The 19588-nt window shown below is 64.0% G+C and carries 21 protein-coding genes and 1 riboswitch; of the genes, 11 read left to right on the top strand and 10 right to left on the bottom strand.

What is annotated here, in order from left to right:
* Window positions 1–35: 35 nt before the first annotated feature.
* Together AB0I57_RS14335 and pdxH are read right to left on the bottom strand one after the other, a co-directional pair.
* Window positions 36–1295, bottom strand: coding sequence for an MFS transporter (locus tag AB0I57_RS14335; RefSeq protein ID WP_358336079.1), 1260 nt, complete (start codon window positions 1293–1295; stop codon window positions 36–38).
* Complete coding sequence (gene pdxH / locus AB0I57_RS14330) at window positions 1292–1945, bottom strand: pyridoxamine 5'-phosphate oxidase (RefSeq protein WP_358336450.1); 654 nt, start codon at window positions 1943–1945, stop codon at window positions 1292–1294. Before pdxH ends, AB0I57_RS14335 begins: the two co-directional genes overlap by 4 nt.
* A 289-nt stretch (window positions 1946–2234) precedes the next feature.
* Here pdxH and AB0I57_RS14325 point away from each other — a divergent pair, with 289 nt between their 5' ends.
* The 4 genes from AB0I57_RS14325 (at window position 2235) to AB0I57_RS14310 (ending at window position 6394) form a co-directional block, all read left to right on the top strand.
* Entirely contained in the window at window positions 2235–3365 is a 1131-nt protein-coding gene (locus AB0I57_RS14325; RefSeq protein WP_358336076.1) for a citrate synthase 2, read from the top strand.
* Window positions 3366–3400: 35 nt separating this feature from the next.
* A complete protein-coding gene (gene serC, locus AB0I57_RS14320; RefSeq protein ID WP_358336073.1) occupies window positions 3401–4522 on the top strand; it encodes a phosphoserine transaminase in 1122 nt (373 codons plus the stop codon).
* Window positions 4523–4717: 195 nt separating this feature from the next.
* Window positions 4718–5575 carry a septation protein SepH gene (sepH, locus tag AB0I57_RS14315; RefSeq protein WP_358336071.1) on the top strand — a complete coding sequence of 286 codons (858 nt, stop codon included), beginning with the start codon at window positions 4718–4720 and terminating at the stop codon, window positions 5573–5575.
* A 141-nt stretch (window positions 5576–5716) separates the two neighbouring features.
* Complete coding sequence (locus tag AB0I57_RS14310) at window positions 5717–6394, top strand: hypothetical protein (protein WP_358336068.1); 678 nt, start codon at window positions 5717–5719, stop codon at window positions 6392–6394.
* A 15-nt stretch (window positions 6395–6409) separates the two neighbouring features.
* Here the strand turns inward: AB0I57_RS14310 and AB0I57_RS14305 are convergent, their stop codons facing one another.
* The 4 genes from AB0I57_RS14305 to AB0I57_RS14290 all read right to left on the bottom strand — a co-directional run bounded on the left by AB0I57_RS14305 (window position 6410) and on the right by AB0I57_RS14290 (window position 9537).
* The gene (locus AB0I57_RS14305; protein ID WP_358336065.1) at window positions 6410–6700 is read right to left on the bottom strand and encodes a DUF2537 domain-containing protein; all 291 of its coding nucleotides are present in this window, start codon (window positions 6698–6700) and stop codon (window positions 6410–6412) included.
* A 2-nt stretch (window positions 6701–6702) separates the two neighbouring features.
* Window positions 6703–7509: an RNA methyltransferase gene (locus AB0I57_RS14300; protein ID WP_358336062.1), complete on the bottom strand. Its 807-nt coding sequence runs from the start codon at window positions 7507–7509 to the stop codon at window positions 6703–6705.
* 108 nt (window positions 7510–7617) lie between these two features.
* Window positions 7618–8049 carry a MarR family transcriptional regulator gene (locus tag AB0I57_RS14295; RefSeq protein ID WP_358336059.1) on the bottom strand — a complete coding sequence of 144 codons (432 nt, stop codon included), beginning with the start codon at window positions 8047–8049 and terminating at the stop codon, window positions 7618–7620.
* A gap of 33 nt (window positions 8050–8082) precedes the next feature.
* The gene (locus tag AB0I57_RS14290) at window positions 8083–9537 is read right to left on the bottom strand and encodes an NCS2 family permease (protein WP_358336056.1); all 1455 of its coding nucleotides are present in this window, start codon (window positions 9535–9537) and stop codon (window positions 8083–8085) included.
* Window positions 9538–9613: 76 nt separating this feature from the next.
* Here AB0I57_RS14290 and AB0I57_RS14285 point away from each other — a divergent pair, with 76 nt between their 5' ends.
* Window positions 9614–9862, top strand: coding sequence for a DUF2530 domain-containing protein (locus tag AB0I57_RS14285; protein ID WP_358336053.1), 249 nt, complete (start codon window positions 9614–9616; stop codon window positions 9860–9862).
* Here the strand turns inward: AB0I57_RS14285 and AB0I57_RS14280 are convergent.
* From AB0I57_RS14280 to AB0I57_RS14270, 3 genes are all read right to left on the bottom strand, one after another.
* On the bottom strand, window positions 9859–10425 hold the full coding sequence (locus AB0I57_RS14280) for a phosphatase PAP2 family protein (protein WP_358336050.1): 567 nt from the start codon (window positions 10423–10425) through the stop codon (window positions 9859–9861). The two genes, AB0I57_RS14285 and AB0I57_RS14280, sit on opposite strands and share 4 nt — an antisense overlap.
* On the bottom strand, window positions 10415–12982 hold the full coding sequence (locus tag AB0I57_RS14275) for an ATP-binding protein (RefSeq protein WP_358336047.1): 2568 nt from the start codon (window positions 12980–12982) through the stop codon (window positions 10415–10417). The genes AB0I57_RS14280 and AB0I57_RS14275 overlap by 11 nt, the downstream gene beginning before the upstream one ends.
* 176 nt (window positions 12983–13158) lie before the next feature.
* The gene (locus AB0I57_RS14270; protein ID WP_358336044.1) at window positions 13159–14166 is read right to left on the bottom strand and encodes a DUF3027 domain-containing protein; all 1008 of its coding nucleotides are present in this window, start codon (window positions 14164–14166) and stop codon (window positions 13159–13161) included.
* A gap of 38 nt (window positions 14167–14204) precedes the next feature.
* On the opposite strand from AB0I57_RS14270, the gene AB0I57_RS14265 reads away from it, so the two are divergent.
* The 3 genes from AB0I57_RS14265 (at window position 14205) to AB0I57_RS14255 (ending at window position 17265) form a co-directional block, all read left to right on the top strand.
* Window positions 14205–14999, top strand: coding sequence for a glutaminyl-peptide cyclotransferase (locus AB0I57_RS14265; protein WP_358336041.1), 795 nt, complete (start codon window positions 14205–14207; stop codon window positions 14997–14999).
* A 70-nt stretch (window positions 15000–15069) separates the two neighbouring features.
* Window positions 15070–16773 carry an MFS transporter gene (locus tag AB0I57_RS14260; protein ID WP_358336038.1) on the top strand — a complete coding sequence of 568 codons (1704 nt, stop codon included), beginning with the start codon at window positions 15070–15072 and terminating at the stop codon, window positions 16771–16773.
* 6 nt (window positions 16774–16779) lie between these two features.
* Window positions 16780–17265, top strand: a complete 486-nt coding sequence (locus tag AB0I57_RS14255) for a DUF2771 domain-containing protein (protein ID WP_358336447.1) — start codon at window positions 16780–16782, stop codon at window positions 17263–17265.
* A 36-nt stretch (window positions 17266–17301) separates the two neighbouring features.
* Here the strand turns inward: AB0I57_RS14255 and AB0I57_RS14250 are convergent, their stop codons facing one another.
* Window positions 17302–17712 (bottom strand): cold-shock protein, encoded by a 411-nt coding sequence (locus tag AB0I57_RS14250; protein WP_358336444.1) that lies wholly within the window; start codon window positions 17710–17712, stop codon window positions 17302–17304.
* A 160-nt stretch (window positions 17713–17872) separates the two neighbouring features.
* Here AB0I57_RS14250 and AB0I57_RS14245 point away from each other — a divergent pair, with 160 nt between their 5' ends.
* The 3 genes from AB0I57_RS14245 to AB0I57_RS14235 all read left to right on the top strand — a co-directional run bounded on the left by AB0I57_RS14245 (window position 17873) and on the right by AB0I57_RS14235 (window position 19558).
* Window positions 17873–18112, top strand: coding sequence for a hypothetical protein (locus AB0I57_RS14245; RefSeq protein WP_358336036.1), 240 nt, complete (start codon window positions 17873–17875; stop codon window positions 18110–18112).
* 46 nt (window positions 18113–18158) lie between these two features.
* On the top strand, window positions 18159–18536 hold the full coding sequence (locus tag AB0I57_RS14240; protein ID WP_358336033.1) for a YccF domain-containing protein: 378 nt from the start codon (window positions 18159–18161) through the stop codon (window positions 18534–18536).
* 235 nt (window positions 18537–18771) lie between these two features.
* Window positions 18772–18986, top strand: a riboswitch (cyclic di-AMP (ydaO/yuaA leader).
* An 8-nt stretch (window positions 18987–18994) separates the two neighbouring features.
* The gene (locus AB0I57_RS14235; RefSeq protein WP_358336030.1) at window positions 18995–19558 is read left to right on the top strand and encodes a resuscitation-promoting factor Rpf1 domain-containing protein; all 564 of its coding nucleotides are present in this window, start codon (window positions 18995–18997) and stop codon (window positions 19556–19558) included.
* The last annotated feature ends 30 nt before the right edge of the window (window positions 19559–19588 follow it).

The following is a 19588-nucleotide window of genomic DNA, read 5'->3' as shown; positions in this document are numbered from 1 at the left end:
CAGTGTGCATGAAATATGTGATGGCGCACAGGAACCTAGCGGCTGACCCTGTAGCGCATCAATGCCGGAAACGCGGCCGCGGCGATCACCACACCGATCACGACGAGGACACCACCACCCGCTGCGGCCACGCTGGTACCGACCGCTGCCGCTGCGGCTCCATGTAGGACGTCACCCATCCGAGGCCCGCCCGCGACCACCACGATGAAGACGCCCTGCAGTCGTCCACGCATCTCGTCCGTTGCGACCGCTTGCAGCATCGCGCTCCGGAACGCGGCAGAAATCATGTCGACAGCACCTCCGAACGCGAGAAACGCCAGAGCCGCCCACAACAGGATCGGACTGTCTCCCGGGGCCGCGACCCCCACGACCAAGCCGAACCCGACCATTGCCAGACCCCACAAGACGATGCACACAACCACTGCACGACCCTGACGATGGACTCTGGGCAACCACCCGGAGAACACTCCACCGACCACGGCACCGGCGGACATTGCTGCGAACAGTAGGCCGAGCGCGAAGCCACCGGTGGCCGGGTCGCCGAACGTGTCGTTCGCGATCTGTGGAAACAACGCTCGCGGCATACCGAACACCATCGCGATGATGTCGACGACGAACGAAGCGAGCAGCACCTTCTGCGTCGCGAGGTAGGCGAAGCCGTCGAACACCTCGCGAAGCCCAGCTCGGCGCGACTGGCCCGTCGGCGGAATCGGCGGAAGGCGCAGCACCGCCCACAGCGTGGCGAGCAGGGCGATGGAATCGACGAGATACAGCGTCGGCAACCCGACGGTCGGGATCATTGCCCCGGCGAGCAGCGGCCCGGCTATGGCACCGAACTGCACCACCGTCATGTTCAGCGAATTGGCTGCAGCCAATTGCTTCACCGGGATGAGTCGCGGGATGATGGCACTGCGCGTCGGCTGGTTCACGGCGAAGAAAGCTTGTTGCACCGCAAGCAATCCGAAGACCAACCAGACATTGTTCATACCCAGCGCGGCCTGAATCCAGAACAGCACCGAGGTGAGACCGAGCCCGACCGTCGTCAACGTCAGCAATGCGCGGCGGTCCATGACATCGGCCAGCGCGCCGCCCCACAACCCGAACACGAGCAATGGCGCCAGTGCGAACACGCCCGTCAGACCCACGTACCCCGAACTGCGGGTGATCTCGTACACCTGCTGCGGCACGGCGACGATACTGAGTTGCCCACCGATGACGGTGACGATTCCGGTCAGCCACAACCGTCGGTAATCACGGTTTTGGAGAGGAGTCGTGTCAGCCAGTATCCGGTTCACGGCTGCAGGCGCTCGACGATCCAACCGTCATCATCGCCCCGCGAGGTCCGGATGCGATTGTGCATCCGGTTGGCACGACCCTGCCAGAACTCGACGACCTCGGGCTTGATCAGGATGCCACCCCAATTCGGCCGCACCGGGATGTCGCCATCGACTCCGAACCGCTCGGCCGCATGGCGCAGTGCCGCGTCGAGTTCGGCCCTGGAGCCGATCGGCTGCGATTGATCCGACGCCCAGGCTCCCAACCGGGATCCACGGGGCCTGCTGTGCCAGTACTCGTCGGTGATCTCCGCACTGACACGCTCGACGGGACCACGGACGGTGATCTGTCGGGCAATCGGCAGCCATGCGAACGTCGCTGATGCATAGGGCACGGCGGCCAATTGGTGACCTTTGTCCGATGCGTAATTCGTAAAGAACAGCACGCCATCGGCGCTCAAACCCTTGCAGAGGACGGTCCGGGTACACGGATGCCCCTGCGCGTCGACGGTGCCGAGCGTCATCGCATTGGGTTCGGGAACCTCGGCCTCGACGGCTGCCTCCATCCATTGGCGCATCAACCGATGCCAGCCGTCGCTCAGGTCGTCAACGTCCAGATCGGACTCGTCGTGTGGAGCGCCGAGGCCCTGATACCCATAGCCGACTCGCATCGCGGCGAGATCCTTGTCCACCGATTTCGACGGTTCAGCATCTGAAGGCACAGCGAAGAACGCTACTCCCGGGAATGCACTGATCAACCCTCCGGTGACACCGGCTAGAGTTTTTGGTGACCGAGCCCGCCCCCGGAATGCAGACGCGATTTGCGATGCCTCGGGGAGGGAAGACCTATTGCCCGGAGGAGAGTGCCTGCCGACCCTGCAGGTACGCCCGGGCAATTGTCGAACGCCGAGACAGTGCCACTCTGAACGGGGGCACTCGAATGAGGAGAGCCCACGAGCCATGGCAACCAGCGCGGCAATACCCGACGATTTCGCCAGCGGGTTGGAAGGCGTTATCGCGTTCACCAGCGATATCGCCGAGCCTGACAAGGACGGCGGCGCACTTCGCTACCGCGGCGTCGACATCGAGGACCTCGTCGCAAAGCGCGTCACCTTCGGCAATGTCTGGGCGCTTCTGGTCGACGGACGCTTCGGCGCCGGACTGCCCCCCGCCGAACCGTTCCCCTTGCCGGTGCACACCGGCGACGTGCGTGTGGACGTACAGGCCGCTCTCGCGATGCTCGCGCCGATTTGGGGCTACGAACCGCTGCTCGACATCAGCGACGACACCGCCCGTGAAAACCTCGCCCGCGCCTCGGTGATGGCTTTGTCCTACGTTGCCCAGTCGGCGCGTGGTATCTACCAACCCGCAGTCCCGCAGTCCCGGATCGATCAGTCCGCGACCGTCACCGAACGGTTCATGGTCCGCTGGAAGGGCGAGCCCGACCCCGCCCACGTCGAAGCCATCGACGCGTACTGGGTCTCGGCCGCAGAGCACGGCATGAACGCGTCGACCTTCACCGCCCGCGTCATCGCCTCCACTGGCGCCGACGTCGCCGCGTCATTGTCCGGTGCAATCGGGGCTATGTCCGGCCCACTGCACGGCGGCGCCCCCGCTCGCGTCCTGCCGATGATCGAGGAAACCGAGAAATGCGGTGATGCCCGTGCCGTGGTCAAGGGAATCCTCGACCGCAAGGAAAAGCTGATGGGCTTCGGGCACCGCGTGTACCGGGCCGAAGATCCCCGCGCCCGGGTGTTGCGTGCCACCGCCAAACGTCTGAACGCGCCCCGCTTCGAGGCGGCGGCCGCACTCGAGCAGGCCGCCCTGACCGAACTACGTGAGCGTCGCCCCGACCGGGCGATCGAGACGAATGTCGAATTCTGGGCCGCGGTCATCCTCGACTTCGCCGAGGTACCCGCGCACATGATGCCCGCGATGTTCACCTGCGGCCGGACCGCCGGTTGGTGTGCCCACATCCTCGAACAGAAGCGTCTGGGCAAACTCGTCCGCCCTGCCGCCATCTACACGGGCCCCGCACCTCGCACCCCTGAGTCCGTCGAGGGGTGGGACCAGATCACCCACACGAGCTGACCACATCTTTGAATCTCGAAGAACAGAGAGTTGCCATGACCCCCACACCGATCATCCCCCCAGATCTCCTGCCCGTGGACGGACGATTCGGCTGCGGACCCTCCAAGGTTCGTCCCGAACAGCTTCAGTCACTGGTGAAGGTCGGCTCCTCGGTGTTCGGCACCAGTCACCGCCAGAAGCCCGTCAAGGACGTGGTCGCCAGCGTACGGTCCGGACTCGCCGACCTGTTCTCCCTCCCCGACGGCTACGAGGTGGTGCTGGGAAACGGTGGCACCACTGCGTTCTGGGATGCCGCGGCCTTCGGCCTGATCCGCGAGAAGTCCCTGCATCTCACCAATGGTGAGTTCAGCTCCAAGTTCGCTTCGGTCGCCAAGAACAACCCGTTCATCGGTGACCCGATCGTCGTCTCCGCGGATCCGGGCAGCGCACCCGAGCCTGTATCGGACCCCTCCGTGGACCTCATCGGGTGGGCGCACAACGAAACCTCCACCGGTGTCGCGATTCCCGTCTCGCGTCCGGCAGGATCGGAGAACGCACTCGTCGCCATCGATGCGACTTCCGGCGCCGGCGGGCTTCCCGTGAACGTCACCGATGCCGACGTGTACTACTTCGCTCCACAGAAGTGCTTCGCAGCCGACGGTGGGCTGTGGATCGCATTGATGAGCCCGAAGGCGCTCGAGCGCGTCGAGGAGATCAAGAACTCGGGTCGCTGGACTCCGGACTTCCTGTCGTTGCCCATCGCGGTGGACAACAGCTCCAAGGATCAGACGTACAACACGCCTGCGGTCGCGACTCTGCTGCTGCTGGCCGACCAAATCGACTGGCTGAACACCAAGGGCGGTCTCGACTGGGCCACCTCGCGTACCGCAGATTCGTCCTCCCGGCTCTACCAGTGGGCCGAGGCGAGCGAGTTCGCCACTCCGTTCGTCACCGATCCGGCGCACCGCTCCCAGGTGGTCGGCACCATCGACTTCGACGAGAAGGTCGACGCGGCCCAGGTCGCGAAGATCCTTCGAGCGAACGGCGTCGTCGACACCGAGCCGTACCGCAAACTCGGCCGCAACCAGTTACGCGTCGGCATGTTCCCAGCCATCGACCCCGACGACATCTCGCAACTCACCAAGAGCATCGACTGGGTGGTCTCGCAGCTCGGCTGAGCCCGGGCGATCACCGTAGTCAGCCCCCGCACTTTCGGGTGCGGGGGCACAGGGGGACGTCGAACGTCGAAGCCTCGCTCCCACCTGATCTCGGGGCGGGATATAGTCGCGCGTGTCCTGCTGCACAAGCTGTCACAAATGAATTACAGTTGGCGTCGGCACATAGTCGCGAGCCGGCGCGATGAGGAGGTCAACGTGCGAGAGCTTCGAGTGATCGGTCTCGAGCCAGATGGTTCGCACGTCGTGTGCGCTGATGCAAGTACCGGCGAAAGATTCCGGCTTCCAGCCGATGACAAACTCCGCGCCGCATCCAGCGGGGACATCGCTCGACTCGGCCAGATTGAGATCCAAATGGACAGTCAGCTCAGACCTCGCGAAATTCAGGCCCGCATCCGTGCCGGCGCCTCCGTCGAACAGGTAGCCGAAGAGGCCGGTGTTCCTCTGTCGAAGGTGGAACGCTTCGCTTATCCGGTTCTGCTCGAACGTTCACGTGCAGCGGAGATGGCCCAGGGAGGGCACCCGATGCGCGACAACGGTCCCGCCGTTCCCACTCTCTCCGAAATCGTGACTCGAGCGTTCCGCGCTCGCGGTCACGACATCGACGAAGCCACGTGGGACGCCTGGCGTGACGAGGACAACCACTGGGTCGCCCAGTTGCAGTGGCAGGCGGGGCGCACGACCAACTCGGCTCACTGGCGCTACCAGCCGGACGCACACGGCGGCACCATCGTCGCGCTCGACGACACCGCGTTCGACTTGATCGACCCCGACTTCGGTCGACCCCTGCGGGGTTTGGCAACAGTTGCTTCGGACGAATCGGACCAACTCGAACTCGCCGAGTTCCCCACCGAAGTGGTGGTGCCGTCGATCGAGCCGGAGGAAATCATCGAGGCCGAGGAAGCCGAGGTGGACCTGGAAGACTCCGAGTCCTCCGAGGAAGCCGCGGCCCCCAAGATCGCACCGCACCAGACAAGCAACAAGGACAAGCGCGGTAAACCCGCGCTGCCGTCCTGGGACGACGTCCTACTGGGTGTGCGTAGCAGCGGACGCTGATCCACTCGGGACGGTGAGCTAGCCGAGGTCGTACTCTTTCAGGCAGATACCGAAAGAGGGGGGATGGCCGTGTGGCCGAAGGTATCAACGATCTGGTACACCGACGTTCCCGATCCCGCAGCTGTTCTACGCACTCGACCAATGCCCGATCTCGAGGATGCCAGGCAATTCGCAACGCGCCTGTTCCCCTCTTCGGAACCCACCCCCGCGGGCTCGGTTCCACTGTCGGAGGCAGCCGCTCTCGATGCGACCGGAACCGTCTACATCGGTTGCTACCCCGGTCTCACTGTGGTGTGTGGAATCGACGTGGCGGTTCCGCGCCCGTCCACGCTGCCCGAGACGCACATCTGCCCTACAGGATTCGCCAAAACCTACTACGTGGCTTCGAAACCCGAAAAAGAGTGGGGGTCGTTCGCGATGTGGGACGAGGGAATCCTGACAAGGTCCTTCAGCGCGACGCCGGTCCATATCCACGAGGATCTCGGCATCCCTCTGCTGTGGGAAAAACCCTTCTGGGCGGGCGACTTTCCGCTACAGCACCCGGCGGAGGTGCTTCCCGACCCGCAATCGCTGCCCTTCCATCCTCAGCAGTTCTCAGAGGGCGCAAACCGGGAGTGGCTGGGATTTCGGTACACCGACGCACCTGAGGATCCCGAGGTGGATCCGCACAGCCTCACCGTGTTCGGATTCGCGATTCACCATCCGGGCGATGGCCACGAGAGCGAACCGCCTACCGATGTGCAGCACCTGACGTCCCAGAGGTCGGCACCGCACAACTCTCGCAGAATCGGGCTGCTCCGGCGGTATTTCGGCTTGTGAGCGGGCCCACCCACGCTATACCGCGCCCGTGATCAGCGCGGTCCACCCACCGAGAACCCCTGCCGCAGCGCCGTACACGAGCCAGCGCCAGACGGGAACCTGGCGCAGTCTCCACGCCGACGGCGCAACACCAGCCACCACCACGAGTTCGAGAACGACCGCCAGTACGACGTTGATCTGGGCAAGCTGGGAGCCGAACACAACCACCGCGACGAACACGAACACTGCAGAGAATCCAGCGACGACGAGTCCGGTGAACCACGGAGTTTCTTCCGACTGCGGATACAGGGAGTCAGGGTGCCGCATCCTTACCCACCTGTTCGGACACGCTCGTAGAACGCCATTGCTGCTGCTGTCGCAACATTGAGAGAGTCCGTTCCCGGTGCCATCGGAATGCGCGCACGAATGTCGGTGGCCCGCATGGCATGTTCGGTGAGGCCCGGTCCTTCCGCGCCCAACACCAGCGCCACCCTCTCTCCTGTCATGGCCTCTGCCAACGTCACCGCTGAAGGATTCGGTGTCAACGAGATGAGCTGGAAACCACGCTCCCGCAGAGTCTGAAGGTCGTGTGGCCACTTCGTCATGTGGGCGAATGGAATTCGAAGTACATGCCCCATCGAAACCCGCACCGCTCGCCTGTAAAGAGGATCGGCGCACCCCTTGCCGAATACCACCGCGCCGACACCGAGTCCGGCGGCGTTGCGAAACATCGAACCCAAGTTCTCGTGATCGTTGACGCCTTCGAGCACCACGACCGTCTTGGAATCGGCGAGCACCTCGGATAGTTCCAGAGGTTCAGGACGCCGCGCCGCGGCGAGTACACCCCGGTTGAGATGAAATCCGACCACCTCGGCCATGACCTCCGCCGTCGTCCGGTAGAAGGGCACATCAACGCCATCGAGATCGTCCGCAAGTTCCTCGAGGCGTCGATCGACACCGAGCAGAGAGATGGGATCGAAGCGGGACGCCAGCAAGCGCTGCACCACCAGCACTCCCTCCGCGATCACCAGACCCTTGCCCGAAGGCAGGTCGGGTCGCCGATCCGACGAATTGAGATCGCGGAAGTCGTCCAGCCTGGTGTCGGCGGGATCCGTTATGTCGATGACGTGAACCACTGGTCCATCGTGCCGTATCCACATCGACGCGCCGCACACCGCCCGGAAACCGAATATCGGCAGCAAACGTCGACCTGGGCCGGATGGGCTACCCCAGCCAGGCCGGGTCTACTCGGAATTGGCGATGATGGACGTCATGATGCCGACCGCGTCGCGGAGGACCTTCAGCTGGTCGTCGTCGAGTCCAGACAACTGCTCGTTCATCCATGCCTCGCGAGCGTGGGTCTCGTCGACAATCAGCGTGCGACCCGCATCCGTGAGGGTGACTATTATCTGGCGTCCGTCGGTGGGGTGCGGTGCACGCTCGACCAGACCGAGTTCGACCAGTGAGGCGATGACTCGGGTCATCGAGGGTGGTTGCACCTTTTCCTTGGCCGCCAGATTGCCCGGTGTCATGGCACCCTCCCTCGAGAGGGTGGCCAGAGCCGACAACTGAGTGAGCGAGACCTGGGCATCCAAGCGCCGCCCACGCAGGTGGCGGGTGAGGCGCACAACAGCCAGGGCGAGGTCGCTGGCGAGTGCTCTGGTTTCCGTGGTCACTGCACTGACAATACGGGACAGGCGGGCGTGCGTTTACGTTAACGCCGCGGTGATTGGCTCGACTGTGAAGTAAGCCACGAACAGCGTCGCTACGACCCACATCAGAGGATGGATCTTTCTGACACCGCCACCTGCGGCGTTAAGCACGACCCAGGAGATGAATCCGACCCCGATGCCGTTGGCGATCGAGTAAGTGAACGGCATGACGACAATGGTGAGAAACGCGGGCAGCGCGATCGAGAACTTGGTGAAATCGATATCGCGAACCTGGCTGATCATCATTGCACCGACCACGACCAGCGCTGGTGCCGCCGCCTCGATGGGCACGACCTCGTAGAGCGGGGTGAGGAACATCGCGCCCAGAAACAGAACGCCCGTCACCACGTTCGCCAGTCCGGTACGGGCGCCCTCGGTGATACCCGACGCTGACTCTATGAACACCGTGTTGGACGACGCCGACGCACCGCCACCGACAACTGCGCCTGCTCCCTCGACGACCAACGCCCGTCCAATGTTGGGGACGTTGCCGTTCTCGTTGGTGAGGCCGGCCTCTTTGCCGAGACCTGTCATCGTGCCCATGGCATCGAAGAAGTTCGCCAGCACCAGGGTGAATACCAGCAGACTGGCCGCGAGGACACCGATACGGGTGAAGGCTCCGAAGATGCTGACGTCGCCGACCAGGCTGAGGTCCGGTAGTTCGGCCAGCACATCGGGGGCATCCGGGACACTGAGATTCCAGCCCTGGGGGTTCACGCCCATCGACGGTCCAAGCTTGCCCACGGCCTCGATGATCGCGGCGAACACGGTTGTGACGACGATGCCGATCAACAGACCACCGCGTACCTTGCGCACCACCAGAATGCCCATCAGCAGTAGACCGAACACGAACGTGGCAGTCGGCCAGGAGGAGATCGATCCATTGATCCCCAGTCCCACCGGGACTGTGGTTCCTGCAGCATCCGGGATTCGGCGCACGAACCCGGCATCGACGAGACCGATGAAGGCGATGAACAAGCCGATACCGGCGGCGATCGCGGATTTCAGCTCGGGCGGAATGGCGTTGAACACAGCGGTCCGGAAGCCGGTGAGTGCCAACACGACGATGATGACGCCGTCGATGACCACGAGCCCCATCGCCTCCGGCCAGGTGACCTGCGGGGCAATCGTAACGGCGAGAAGACTGTTGATGCCCAAGCCGGCGGCGATAGCGAAGGGATAGTTGGCGACGACACCGAAGATGATGCTCATCAACCCCGCAACGAGGGCCGTGACGGCGGCCAACTGGTCCACAGGGAGGATGTTTCCGAGGACATCGGTTTTCGCGGCAGCGTCATCCGGGGAGAAGCTGCCGAGGATGAGTGGGTTGAGCACCACGATGTAAGCCATCGCCACGAACGTGACCACTCCACCGCGGACCTCCGCACCTACCGTCGAACCACGCTCTGTGATCTTGAAGTAGTTGTCGAGCAGTTTTGGAGTCGTTCCCATAGTTCCCAATTCCTCGCCTGAAGTCGCGCGTCGCACATGGAGGTTAGGGCACGTCGGCGGGGGTAAGGTTCCCTTCGTGAAGGAGACCACAGGCAGCCCGACCCTGACTCAACGCCTCGCCGACCCGCGACCTGCACTGATCCTGGGAACACTGGCCTGGGCAGCCGCAGCCGGGGTGGTGATTGTCACGGGCGACCGGTGGGCAAATGCACTCCCGACAACCATCGCCGGGGTCGTCGTCGGATGCCTCGGCTACGGATTGTTCGCGTTGCAGAGGCGTGCGGCCCGGCGTGGAAGCCGGGGGGCACAACAGGGACTGCTCTAGACGTGGCTGCGGCGGTCGCGACCAAGTTTGGCGCGACCGAGTAGGGGGCGAGTTGAGAAGATCCAGACCGCCGCCCAAAGCACACCGAATGCCCACCCGGCGAGCACGTCAGTCGTCCAGTGCGCCGCGAGATAGATCCGCGAGAATCCGACTGCGAACGTATACAGGACTAGCAGCGTCACAAGCGCTACCCGCACGTACCGCTCCAGCACCATCCGGAGGGTCAGAGCCATGATTACGCAGACAAGGATGGCCGTCAGCATGGCGTGACCCGAGGGGAACGAGTAGGTCGAGGTCTCGATCAGCCGTTCCGGCAGGGGTGGACGCGGTCTCTCGTACAGATTCTTGAGTCCGGTCATCACGGCGAGACCCGACAGCATGGCGCCGGCCACGAGTATGGCTTCTCGGTTGCGAGCCCGCAGCACAAGGGAGACGGTCAGGACCGCCGACGCGATCAAGACAGCGGCGGTTCCCCCGGTGTCCGTGACGACGAACGCGAAGTCGATCAGCCACGCAGTTCGGTCGCCGACCACACTTTCGAACACGTTCTGATCAAGTGACACCGGAACCACCCCACGTTTGCCCGCTCCACGTCGCAGAGCAATGTACGGTCCCACCTTCGTCCACCCACCAGGGAACCGCCACCTCTGCTTCGATCGCGCCGCTCAGTCGCACGGTGAGCCGTGGATGGACGAACAGGATCCCCTCGGGGAGCGTCCGGCCGAGCATGTCGAACGCGAGGATTGCGGCGGGCTCGCATTCCCACGACGACTCTCGACCGGAACTGCTGACGACTCCGTGGACCGCTGCGGATGCCAGGGGTATGTCGAGGAGATCGGCGAGCGCGTCAGCGGTCTCCATGCTGCCGACCACAAGACGGTCGTGGGGCACTGCGGCGGCGAGCCAGGGTTGGTCCAACACCAGTGCGATATCCGGATCGATCAGCGCGCCGGTGAGACTACGCACATGTGCGGGGAGATGGAGTTCCTCGAGATCGAGAACATGTGTGGCGACAGCGGCGGCGAGAAGCCGATGAGCGCGAGCGATCACCGCCGGGGTCGGCTCACGACGCGAATCCGCCAGTCGGTCCAGGAGCAGTTGTGCAAGGCGAGGAGAGTCGACCGTTGCGGGAGCCAACGCCGCTGACAACACCGAGGACTCCGGGTGGTCAACTTGGTCGAGCAGGCCGGCGAAGGTGCCATCTTCGGCTCCACGAAGCAGGCCCAGGGTCTGACCGCTCAACTCGGCGTTGTGACGCAGCCACCATGCCGTATAGCCGGTGCGATCAGAGAGCAGGGGCCGGATGAGTGGATCGCGGGCGAGCATCGTCAACGCCTGCGGCCAGGAGTTGTCGTCCACCAGGTCGAGGTCTCGGACCGCCTCGATACGCTCGGGGTCGTCGTCGAGCGTCTCCCACCACAGGTCCTCTTCGTCGAGGTCGTGATCGGGACCGCTGGGAAGTTCCACGCGCAACACGGTGAATCCCCAGCCCACACCTACGGCCCGGAGCGCGTCTTCACCTACACGTCCAGCGAACGACGCATCCACCCGAGAAAACGGCGAATCGTCCACCAAGACCTCTGCGAGTGGCGCATTGGGCAACAGCAATTCATCGGCGCTGCGCAGTCCACCGTCGGCGGACGGAAGAAGCAATTGTCCGAGCCACGACGGCAACGACGCGGGATCGGCGCGCCCGGCGAGCGCGAGCACGACGGACGACAGTTCCTCCGCCGCCGGCTGATCGTCGTGGTCGATATCTTCGATCGCGATCCGCAGTGCCGGGTCGCATAGAAGGTCGACCGCCGTCGCGGTCTTCGCGCCGAGCCGTGACAGCAGCGGATGCGCTGCATCAGGGTGTACGAGCCTCGTCCAGGTAACCCCCGAGGCACAGTCGATGTCGCGTCCCACCAACACCGTTCGCGGACCGGTGACGGTGCGGCCGTCGGACAGCGGAACCGGGATGGAGGCCAATTCCTCGGCGGCGACCGCATCGACTGCGAGTGGTTCGAGTGCGCCGTAAAGACTTTGCCACCAAGCAGGTTCGCGATCGATGCCACTGAGGAGCTCGACAATGCGGGCGAGGCCGATTCGGTGGGTGTCGACGGCTGCCAGGGCAAGCGACCACCGTGGGCCCGACAGATCCGGGACGACCAGGCCATCGACGAGCTCCGCGAGAAGTTCGGCCAACTCGTCGGTGAGCCCCGGCACAACCGAGGCCCGGTTGGGTGCCCTGTCCTTGCCTCCCACAGTTGGCAACCAAGGCTTCTCCCGGAGTTCGGCGACCAGGTGTTCACGCAGCACCGAGTCCACTCGACCTCGCGCGAACGCCGGGACCGGAACCATCGACACTCGCTGATCCGGCGGAAGGGCGGCCACGAACTCGGCGTACCCAGAGGCCACCGGGGCGATCGCGACGCCGGGCATTACGCGCCTGCGGTCGGGTTGCATGGTGATGTCGGCAATGATGATCGCAGGTATCGACAGAGCCTCGTCGGACCGCGTCGGTGCGCGCAAGACGTCCTCGGATACCGGCGAGACGACACCGTCGTGGACCGGAACCAGCCAGCGCGCACGCTCGGATTCAGACTGCCACCATCGGTCTTCGCCGATCGCGACCTCAGTCAGCCCAGAATCCAACGAACGCTCGATTCGGCGAAACTGCCTGTCACCCACCTCGATCGAGACGAGCGCCGGAAGCTCGAGCAGTAAGTCGCCGGCCTCGCGTGTCATGTGTGCCAGCAACGACTCCGCGTGTACATCATCGCGCAGAGTCAACACGATCTCCGAGGTCACACCAGGCGTGGGGCGCTTGTCGGTTGGCCACGCCAGTCGGAGGACAGGCACAATCGGTCCGGGGTCTGCCCCGAAGTCCGCTTCGAGGCTGGATCGTGTTCGCTCGGCGGAGAACAGGATGGAACCGGAAGTCGATCGAATCTCGATCTCATCGCTCACCGAAAGCACAGCCGTGAAGCCGACACCGAAACGGCCTACTGTTCCATCGACCTTGTTCGACGCTCGCAATGCCACCAGCGCCTGGACCCCTCGCTCGTCCAGCGGGGCACCGGTGTTGGACACCGTCAGAACACGTCCGTCGAGGCGAACGAACAGCTCACCCGGCACTTCAGCGCGGGCGGCAGCATCAGCGGCGTTCTGCGCCAGTTCGGTCAGAAGGCGGTCACGATAGCCGGCGCGGGCGAGATCGGACTCAGCGGCGACATCCTCGCGCAGCCGGGTGGGGGACGTGCGCCAGGCAAGCAGCGTCGAATCACGCAGCGCCCGGGTGCCGAAAGGGTCGGCTAGCTGGTCGATGCGGAGTCCTCCGCCGACTGGGCAGAAGCCTCGACTTCATCCCGGGGCTGTTCTGCCTCGGCCTCGACCCTGGGCTGTTCTGCCTCGGTTTCAGCCTCAGGCCGTTCTGCCTCGGCCTCGATCTTGGGTTGTTCTGTCTCGAGCTGTTCTGCCTCGATTTCAGCCTCGGGCTGCCCCGCCTCGGCTTCGGTCTTGGGCTGTTCGACCTCAGGCTGTTCGGTCTTGGATTGTTCGACGACTTCGATGGCGCCGTCGTCGTAGGCGCCGTACTGCGGGGAACCCGAGCCCGACGGCAATATGGTGTCGGAGTGCGCTCCGCACCCGTAGTTTGCGTGGACGACATGCCCGTCGGCAGCCATCTCGTTGCCGCACACCCCGAATGAAGAGTGCATCGAACCCGCGAGCGGAAGATAGAACCCACACAGCTCGCACGTCGAAGGCGCAGCCTTGGCCATCTCGGAGTTCGGCCCGAAGTCGCCGTCGTGCCATCGCTGAGCCGCATCCAAACGACCTTCGAGACTCATCACCTGTCTGCGGCCGAAGCCCAGCTCGAGCGCGACCTCGTCGACCTCCGGGTCACCGTTCGCGACGTAACCCGGCACCAGCCGCGGGTCACCGGGTGGAGGTGCCAGTAGGTCACCCGCAGACAAGTCACCTGGGCGGATTCGCTGGTCCCACGGAATCCACTTCGGCGCGACCAGCGCATCGGGTCCGGGGAGGAGGGCGATTTCACTGACAGTGGCCCGATCCGATTCAGGGTGGGCCGCCACAACCACCACCCATTGCCAGCCCCGGTAGCCCGGAAGGTCGGCAACGAAACGGTGAGCCGCGGAGCACTCGTCCTCGTACGACGTATCCAGATACTCGCCGACTCCCCCGTCTTGCAGCTCGACCAATGCGGTACGGGCAAGCTCGACGGAGTCGACCAGTACGGGACGCACCACTGCGTGCTCGTCGGAAGAAGCAACACTCACACCACCAGTTTGCCGCACCAACGCAAGCCCGCACCCACCTGGGCTGTCATGCTGGTGTGATGACCGGTTGCAGGAACCTCGTCGCAGCCCTGCTCACGATGGTGTGGGTAGCCACTGCCTGCGCTCCGCAGAGTCCCGCTTCTTCGGGTGTGTCTGCCGCGGACATGCACGTCGAAATACTCCGAACCCTCGACCATGATCCGAACGCCTTTACTCAGGGGCTCGAGATCGACGGCAACGATTTGCTGGAGGGAACGGGGCGGCCAGGTGAATCCTGGATTCAGGCAACCGATCTCGACAGCGGCATCGTCCGCGCAAGAGCAGACCTGCCGCCGCCGCTGTTCGGGGAAGGCATCACGGTGAGCGACGGCGTCGTCTGGCAGTTGACTTGGCGCGACGGCTTCGCCATCGTTCGGGATCGCGCCACCCTGGCCGAGCAGCGGCGTGTCCCGTTCGACGGCGAGGGATGGGGCATCTGCGCGTTGCCTGATGCTCTCGTCACCAGCGACGGTTCACCAACCCTCACATTCCGCGACCCCGTGACATTCGAACCCTTCCGCACTGTCGAGGCGATGCGGAACGGGATTCCGTTGACCAATCTCAACGAACTCGAGTGCGCCGAAGACGGCTCTATCTATGCAAACGTGTGGACCACGGACACCGTTGCCCGCCTTGATCCAGCCGACGGCCGGGTGACCGCACTGATAGATGCCTCCGCCCTGCGTGCAGCGCTTCCACCGGGCCCACGTCCCATCGACGTCCTCAACGGCATCGCCCAGATTCCGGGGACCGACCGCTTCCTGCTCACGGGAAAGTACTGGCCGCGCATGTACGAGGTGCGGTTCGTTTCCTGACAGGCCGAAGTGACCAGCATCGCCTGGGGTTGCCCCATCATTCATCGCCCGACTAGGACAGAATTGAAGGGTGACCGGACCGCGCGAACCCTACGACTCGGACGGCGGCTGGGCTCCGGACGAGAAGTCCGGGCCCACCGACCATCCCGGCTACGACAAGTATCCTCCTGCGGCCCGTGTGGGAGCCCAACGCTTGCCGCCCTCAGCCCGCGTGACCGGTAGACGCTCGCCGCTTCCTCCCCTTCACCCTGTCCGCGGCGAATCGCGCACGCCGGCAGACGATGACTCCGCGAACCCACCCAAAGCGCCTCCGATGCCACGCAAGCTCACAGTCACGAGGGTGGCGGCGATGCGAAGCCGCGAACTGACCAACAGGGGCATTGCGACATTCCATCGCGCGGCGAAAGCGGATGGTGCGGACAAGTCGGGTCTCACCGCGCTCACCTACGCGGTCATGGCCAACTTCGCAACCGACGCTGCCGTTGCGGTGGCCCTCGCCAACACCCTGTTCTTCTCCGCCGCAACGGGTGAGGACAAGACCAAGGTCGCGCTGTACCTGCTCATCACGATCGCCCCGTTCGCGGTGATCGCCCCGCTGATCGGCCCGATGCTCGACCGGCTGCAGCATGGCCGACGGGTCGCTCTCGCCACGTCTTTCGGACTGCGGACCGTCCTTGTGGTCGTTCTCGTCTTCAATTTCGACAGCTGGGTGCTCTACCCGGCCGCGCTGGGCATGATGGTGCTCAGCAAATCGTTCTCGGTACTCAAGAGCGCAGTGACTCCGCGTGTTCTGCCACCCGAGATCGACCTCGTGCGAGTCAACTCGCGGCTCACCGTGTTCGGACTCATAGGCGGCACCATCGGCGCCGGTGCCATTGCCGCCGGTTTGGCTTTCGTGGCCGATTCGGTCGGCGCACTGTGGCTGGCAGCGGTAATCACCGTGTTCGGCGCTTACCTCAGCATGCGGATTCCGTCGTGGGTGGAGGTGACCGAGGGCGAAGTTCCGGCCACCCTCACGTATCACGGTGACGACCGGGAGACCGAGGTCATCAGCCGTACCCGCAGGATGCAAACCGACATCCCGACCACCACGAAGGCAGCCAAACGCAGACAGCCGCTGGGCCGCGCGGTGATCGCCGGACTATGGGGTAACAGCACCATCCGGATCCTCACGGGATTCTTGACGCTGTACATCGCGTTCGTCGCAAAATCTCGGACAGACCACGAACCTCTCGTTCAGGCAGCGATGCTCGGACTCGTCGGCGCGGCCGCCGCTATCGGTAACTTCACCGGGAACGCAGCGGGCGCCAGGCTGAAGCTCGGGCGTCCCGCGATGATCGTCATCCGGTGTACCGCCGCGGTATGGATCATCGCCGTCATCGCGGCCGTCACCGACAACTTGATGACTGCCGCGCTGGCGACCCTCGTCGCGGCGGCGGCGAGCGCGCTGGCCAAGGTTTCTCTGGACGCATCGCTTCAGCACGATCTCCCCGAAGAGTCCATCGCTTCCGGATTCGGGCGATCCGAGACTGTTCTCCAGTTGAGCTGGGTTGTCGGTGGTGCGCTGGGTGTCCTGCTGCCTACCGAGTATTGGATCGGATTCACGGTGGTGTCAGCCATCATGACTGTCGGGCTCGCCCAGACCATCCTCACTTATCGTGGGAACACCCTCTTGCCAGGGCTCGGAGGAAGACGCCCCAACTTGGCAGAACAAGAAGTGACCGAATCTCTCTCGACCCACAGTGCCGGCCGATCGACAGGAAGTGTTAAGTAAGTGAGCATGCAGGCGCGTACCAAGAGGATCCTGGCGTTGTCCACAGTCGGGCTGTTGGTGGTCCTGGTGGCTGTTGCCGGAGTCGTCTACGCACTCGTCCGCAACCTTCCGCCCAGACTGCCCGAGATCACGGCCTTCGCGCACGACCGAACCGAGCGGGTTGTACCCCTGGGGTACTGCAATCTGTACCTCGAGGACTGCGCAGGCGGCGGGATCACGGAACTCGACGTTCCCCCTGGGTATCCCCTGCAACTGTCGATGCCACCAGAAATCGTCAACGCTCCGTGGCGCCTCTTCGCCATCTACGAGGATCCGTCTGGGAACGCCATCATCATGGAACAGACGCACCGCGCCGGTGAGACCCATGCCGTCACTGTGCCGTCGTCGGAAGAACTGCAGCTGGCAGGCGTCGAGATTCAGTTGCCCTCTGCGGTCGTCGACGAGGAGGGACTCCCGCATGCCCGGGCCGTCTGGTCGATCAAGACGGCCTGAACACGCTTGACTGGAGTTGGTGCCGACTAACTGCGGTCAGCTGTCGAGTTCGCGGGCGACAGCCCGAACTACCTCGGAGATCCGTTGGGCCGTCTTGCGGTCCGGGTACTTTCCCCTGCGTAGATCTGGTTGCACCTTCGCCTCGAGCAGGGTGATCATGTCCTCCACCATGCCGTGGAGCTCATCCGGCGAGTGTTTCTTGGCAGCAGGCTCTTTGCGCGCAGCGTTCTGGCGCACCGAAGGTGCCGGGCCCAGCACCTTCAGGCTCAACGCTTGAGGGCCACGGCGTCCGGCTGCCATACCGAACTCGACACGTTGACCGGCTTTGAGGCCCTCGACGCCGTCGGGCAGGGCGGACGAACGCACATAGACGTCCTCGCCCTCCTCCTGCGACAGAAAGCCGAAACCCTTTTCGACGTCGTACCACTTCACCTTGCCGGTCGGCACCGCGTTCACCCGCTCATCCCTTGAAGTGCATTTCGTTGTACTGGTATGCAGTATGCAAAACAGCGCGCCCCACCTGTGGTGCGGGACGCGCAGCAGTCACAGTCTACCTCGCACTGACCCTATCCAGCATTCGACTTTCCAGGCACTATCGTTGCAAATTGTGGCTCACGAACCGACTCCTGAAAACACAACTGCCCCGGTTCGAACCGGCGCCGGCCTTCTGCGGGTCGCGATCATCCTGTTCGTGCTCGGCTTCGTGGCCATCGTTGCCATCTTCCTGACTCCTATCTTGTCCGACAGCAAGCCTGGCCTCGTTCTGTATCTCATCGCCCTTGCCTGCCCGATCGGATTCCTACTCGGGATCGTCGTGGCGTTGATGCAGGGCAGGCGCGCACGTTGAACGATCCCCGCCCACCGACGCCTACCACCGACCAGGGGGAGCGATCATGAGACTGCTACTCAATGTCATCTGGCTCGTCTTCGGCGGCCTTTGGCTGGCACTGGGATATTTCGTCGCCGGCATCATCTGCTGCCTCTTGATCATCACCATCCCTTTCGGCATCGCATCGTTTCGGGTGGGTGTCTACGCGCTGTGGCCGTTCGGCAAAACCGTGGTCAACAAGCCCACGGCCGGCGTGGGATCGCTGATCGGCAACGTCATCTGGTTCATCGTCGCGGGCCTGTGGCTCGCGATCGGCCACATAATCACCGCGTTCGCCATGGCAATCACCGTCATCGGTATTCCACTTGCCGCCGCGAACCTCAAGATGATCCCCGTTTCACTCATGCCCCTCGGCAAAGACATAGTCGACATACGTCATTGATGTGAAACTAGTCACATAACGGCGGGATAACAGAAGGGTGACGAGCCCTTGGGTAATCGCGTGCACCCCGACTAGCAGGGCAGAGTCCGGATTTACCCAAACGAGACCGGACAGCGGCCGCAGACATGCGGCGTTATCAAATAGTGACATCGCGGCTTCCTCCGATTACGGTCATCCCCGGTCGAGGAAACATCGGCCACGTCCGACCCGCCGCGCCAAGCCTCGTCCCGCGGGTATCGGATTCCCGACGAAGCATTTCAGGGACGAGGACGGGGGACCCACAGTCCTCCAGGGAACGCAAGTTCTCAGATGGACACCGGCCCGAATGTGTCACGCATATTCGGACCTTGGGGTGAAGCCAGAGCCTCTCCAGCCAGTGAGGGGCGAGGCCGGGCGACCTCTCAGCCCGAACCCGACAGCTGACCTCGCAGGCGCGTGTAGAGAGGATCTCGACCACAATGAGCGGACGTCATCGCAAACCGAGTAACACCGGTCGCACCGTCGCCAAGGTCGCAGTCACCAGCGCGATCGTGGGTGTGAGCGGAGCAGCATTTTCCGGAACCGCGAATGCGGCGCCAGACTCCGACTGGGACCGCCTTGCACAATGCGAGTCCGGCGGAAACTGGGGCATCAACACCGGAAACGGTTACCACGGCGGCCTCCAGTTCTCGCCGACCACCTGGGCTGGACACGGCGGAACCGAGTACGCCGCCACCGCATACCAGGCCTCGCGCGAGCAGCAGATCGTCGTCGCCGAGAGGGTTCTCGAAACCCAGGGCTGGGGCGCATGGCCATCATGTTCCTCGAGCCTCGGCCTGAACAGCGCCCCCACCCAGCGCAACGCCCCTGCGCCGGTGGAAGAGGCCCCCCAAGCCCCAGAGCCGCTGCAAAACGCGCCCAGGGCATTGCAGTTCTCAGACATGATCGACTCCGCCATCGAGGCCGTCCAGGCTCAGGGCTTCGAGATCGATCCTCAGATCCTGGACTTCATCGAGACGAACAAGGCGCTGCTTCCGCAGTAGTTCTGACAATTCGCTCGAAAGGGGCCGTGC

The organism is Rhodococcus sp. NPDC049939 (genome assembly GCF_040656415.1).
Classification (GTDB): Bacteria; Actinomycetota; Actinomycetes; order Mycobacteriales; family Mycobacteriaceae; genus Rhodococcus_F.
This window is presented reverse-complemented; position numbering and strand designations above follow the sequence as displayed.

What these genes read in the sequence shown, in the direction of transcription:
- AB0I57_RS14265 (WP_358336041.1), top strand. Translation starts at nt 14,205, where the DNA reads ATGACCGGTTGCAGGAACCTCGTCGCAGCCCTGCTCACGATGGTGTGG.
- serC (WP_358336073.1), top strand. Translation starts at nt 3,401, where the DNA reads ATGACCCCCACACCGATCATCCCCCCAGATCTCCTGCCCGTGGACGGA.
- pdxH (WP_358336450.1), bottom strand. Translation starts at nt 1,945, where the DNA reads ATGCGAGTCGGCTATGGGTATCAGGGCCTCGGCGCTCCACACGACGAG.
- AB0I57_RS14290 (WP_358336056.1), bottom strand. Translation starts at nt 9,537, where the DNA reads ATGGGAACGACTCCAAAACTGCTCGACAACTACTTCAAGATCACAGAG.
- AB0I57_RS14240 (WP_358336033.1), top strand. Translation starts at nt 18,159, where the DNA reads ATGAGACTGCTACTCAATGTCATCTGGCTCGTCTTCGGCGGCCTTTGG.
- AB0I57_RS14325 (WP_358336076.1), top strand. Translation starts at nt 2,235, where the DNA reads ATGGCAACCAGCGCGGCAATACCCGACGATTTCGCCAGCGGGTTGGAA.
- AB0I57_RS14235 (WP_358336030.1), top strand. Translation starts at nt 18,995, where the DNA reads ATGAGCGGACGTCATCGCAAACCGAGTAACACCGGTCGCACCGTCGCC.
- AB0I57_RS14310 (WP_358336068.1), top strand. Translation starts at nt 5,717, where the DNA reads ATGCCCGATCTCGAGGATGCCAGGCAATTCGCAACGCGCCTGTTCCCC.
- AB0I57_RS14305 (WP_358336065.1), bottom strand. Translation starts at nt 6,700, where the DNA reads ATGCGGCACCCTGACTCCCTGTATCCGCAGTCGGAAGAAACTCCGTGG.
- AB0I57_RS14255 (WP_358336447.1), top strand. Translation starts at nt 16,780, where the DNA reads ATGCAGGCGCGTACCAAGAGGATCCTGGCGTTGTCCACAGTCGGGCTG.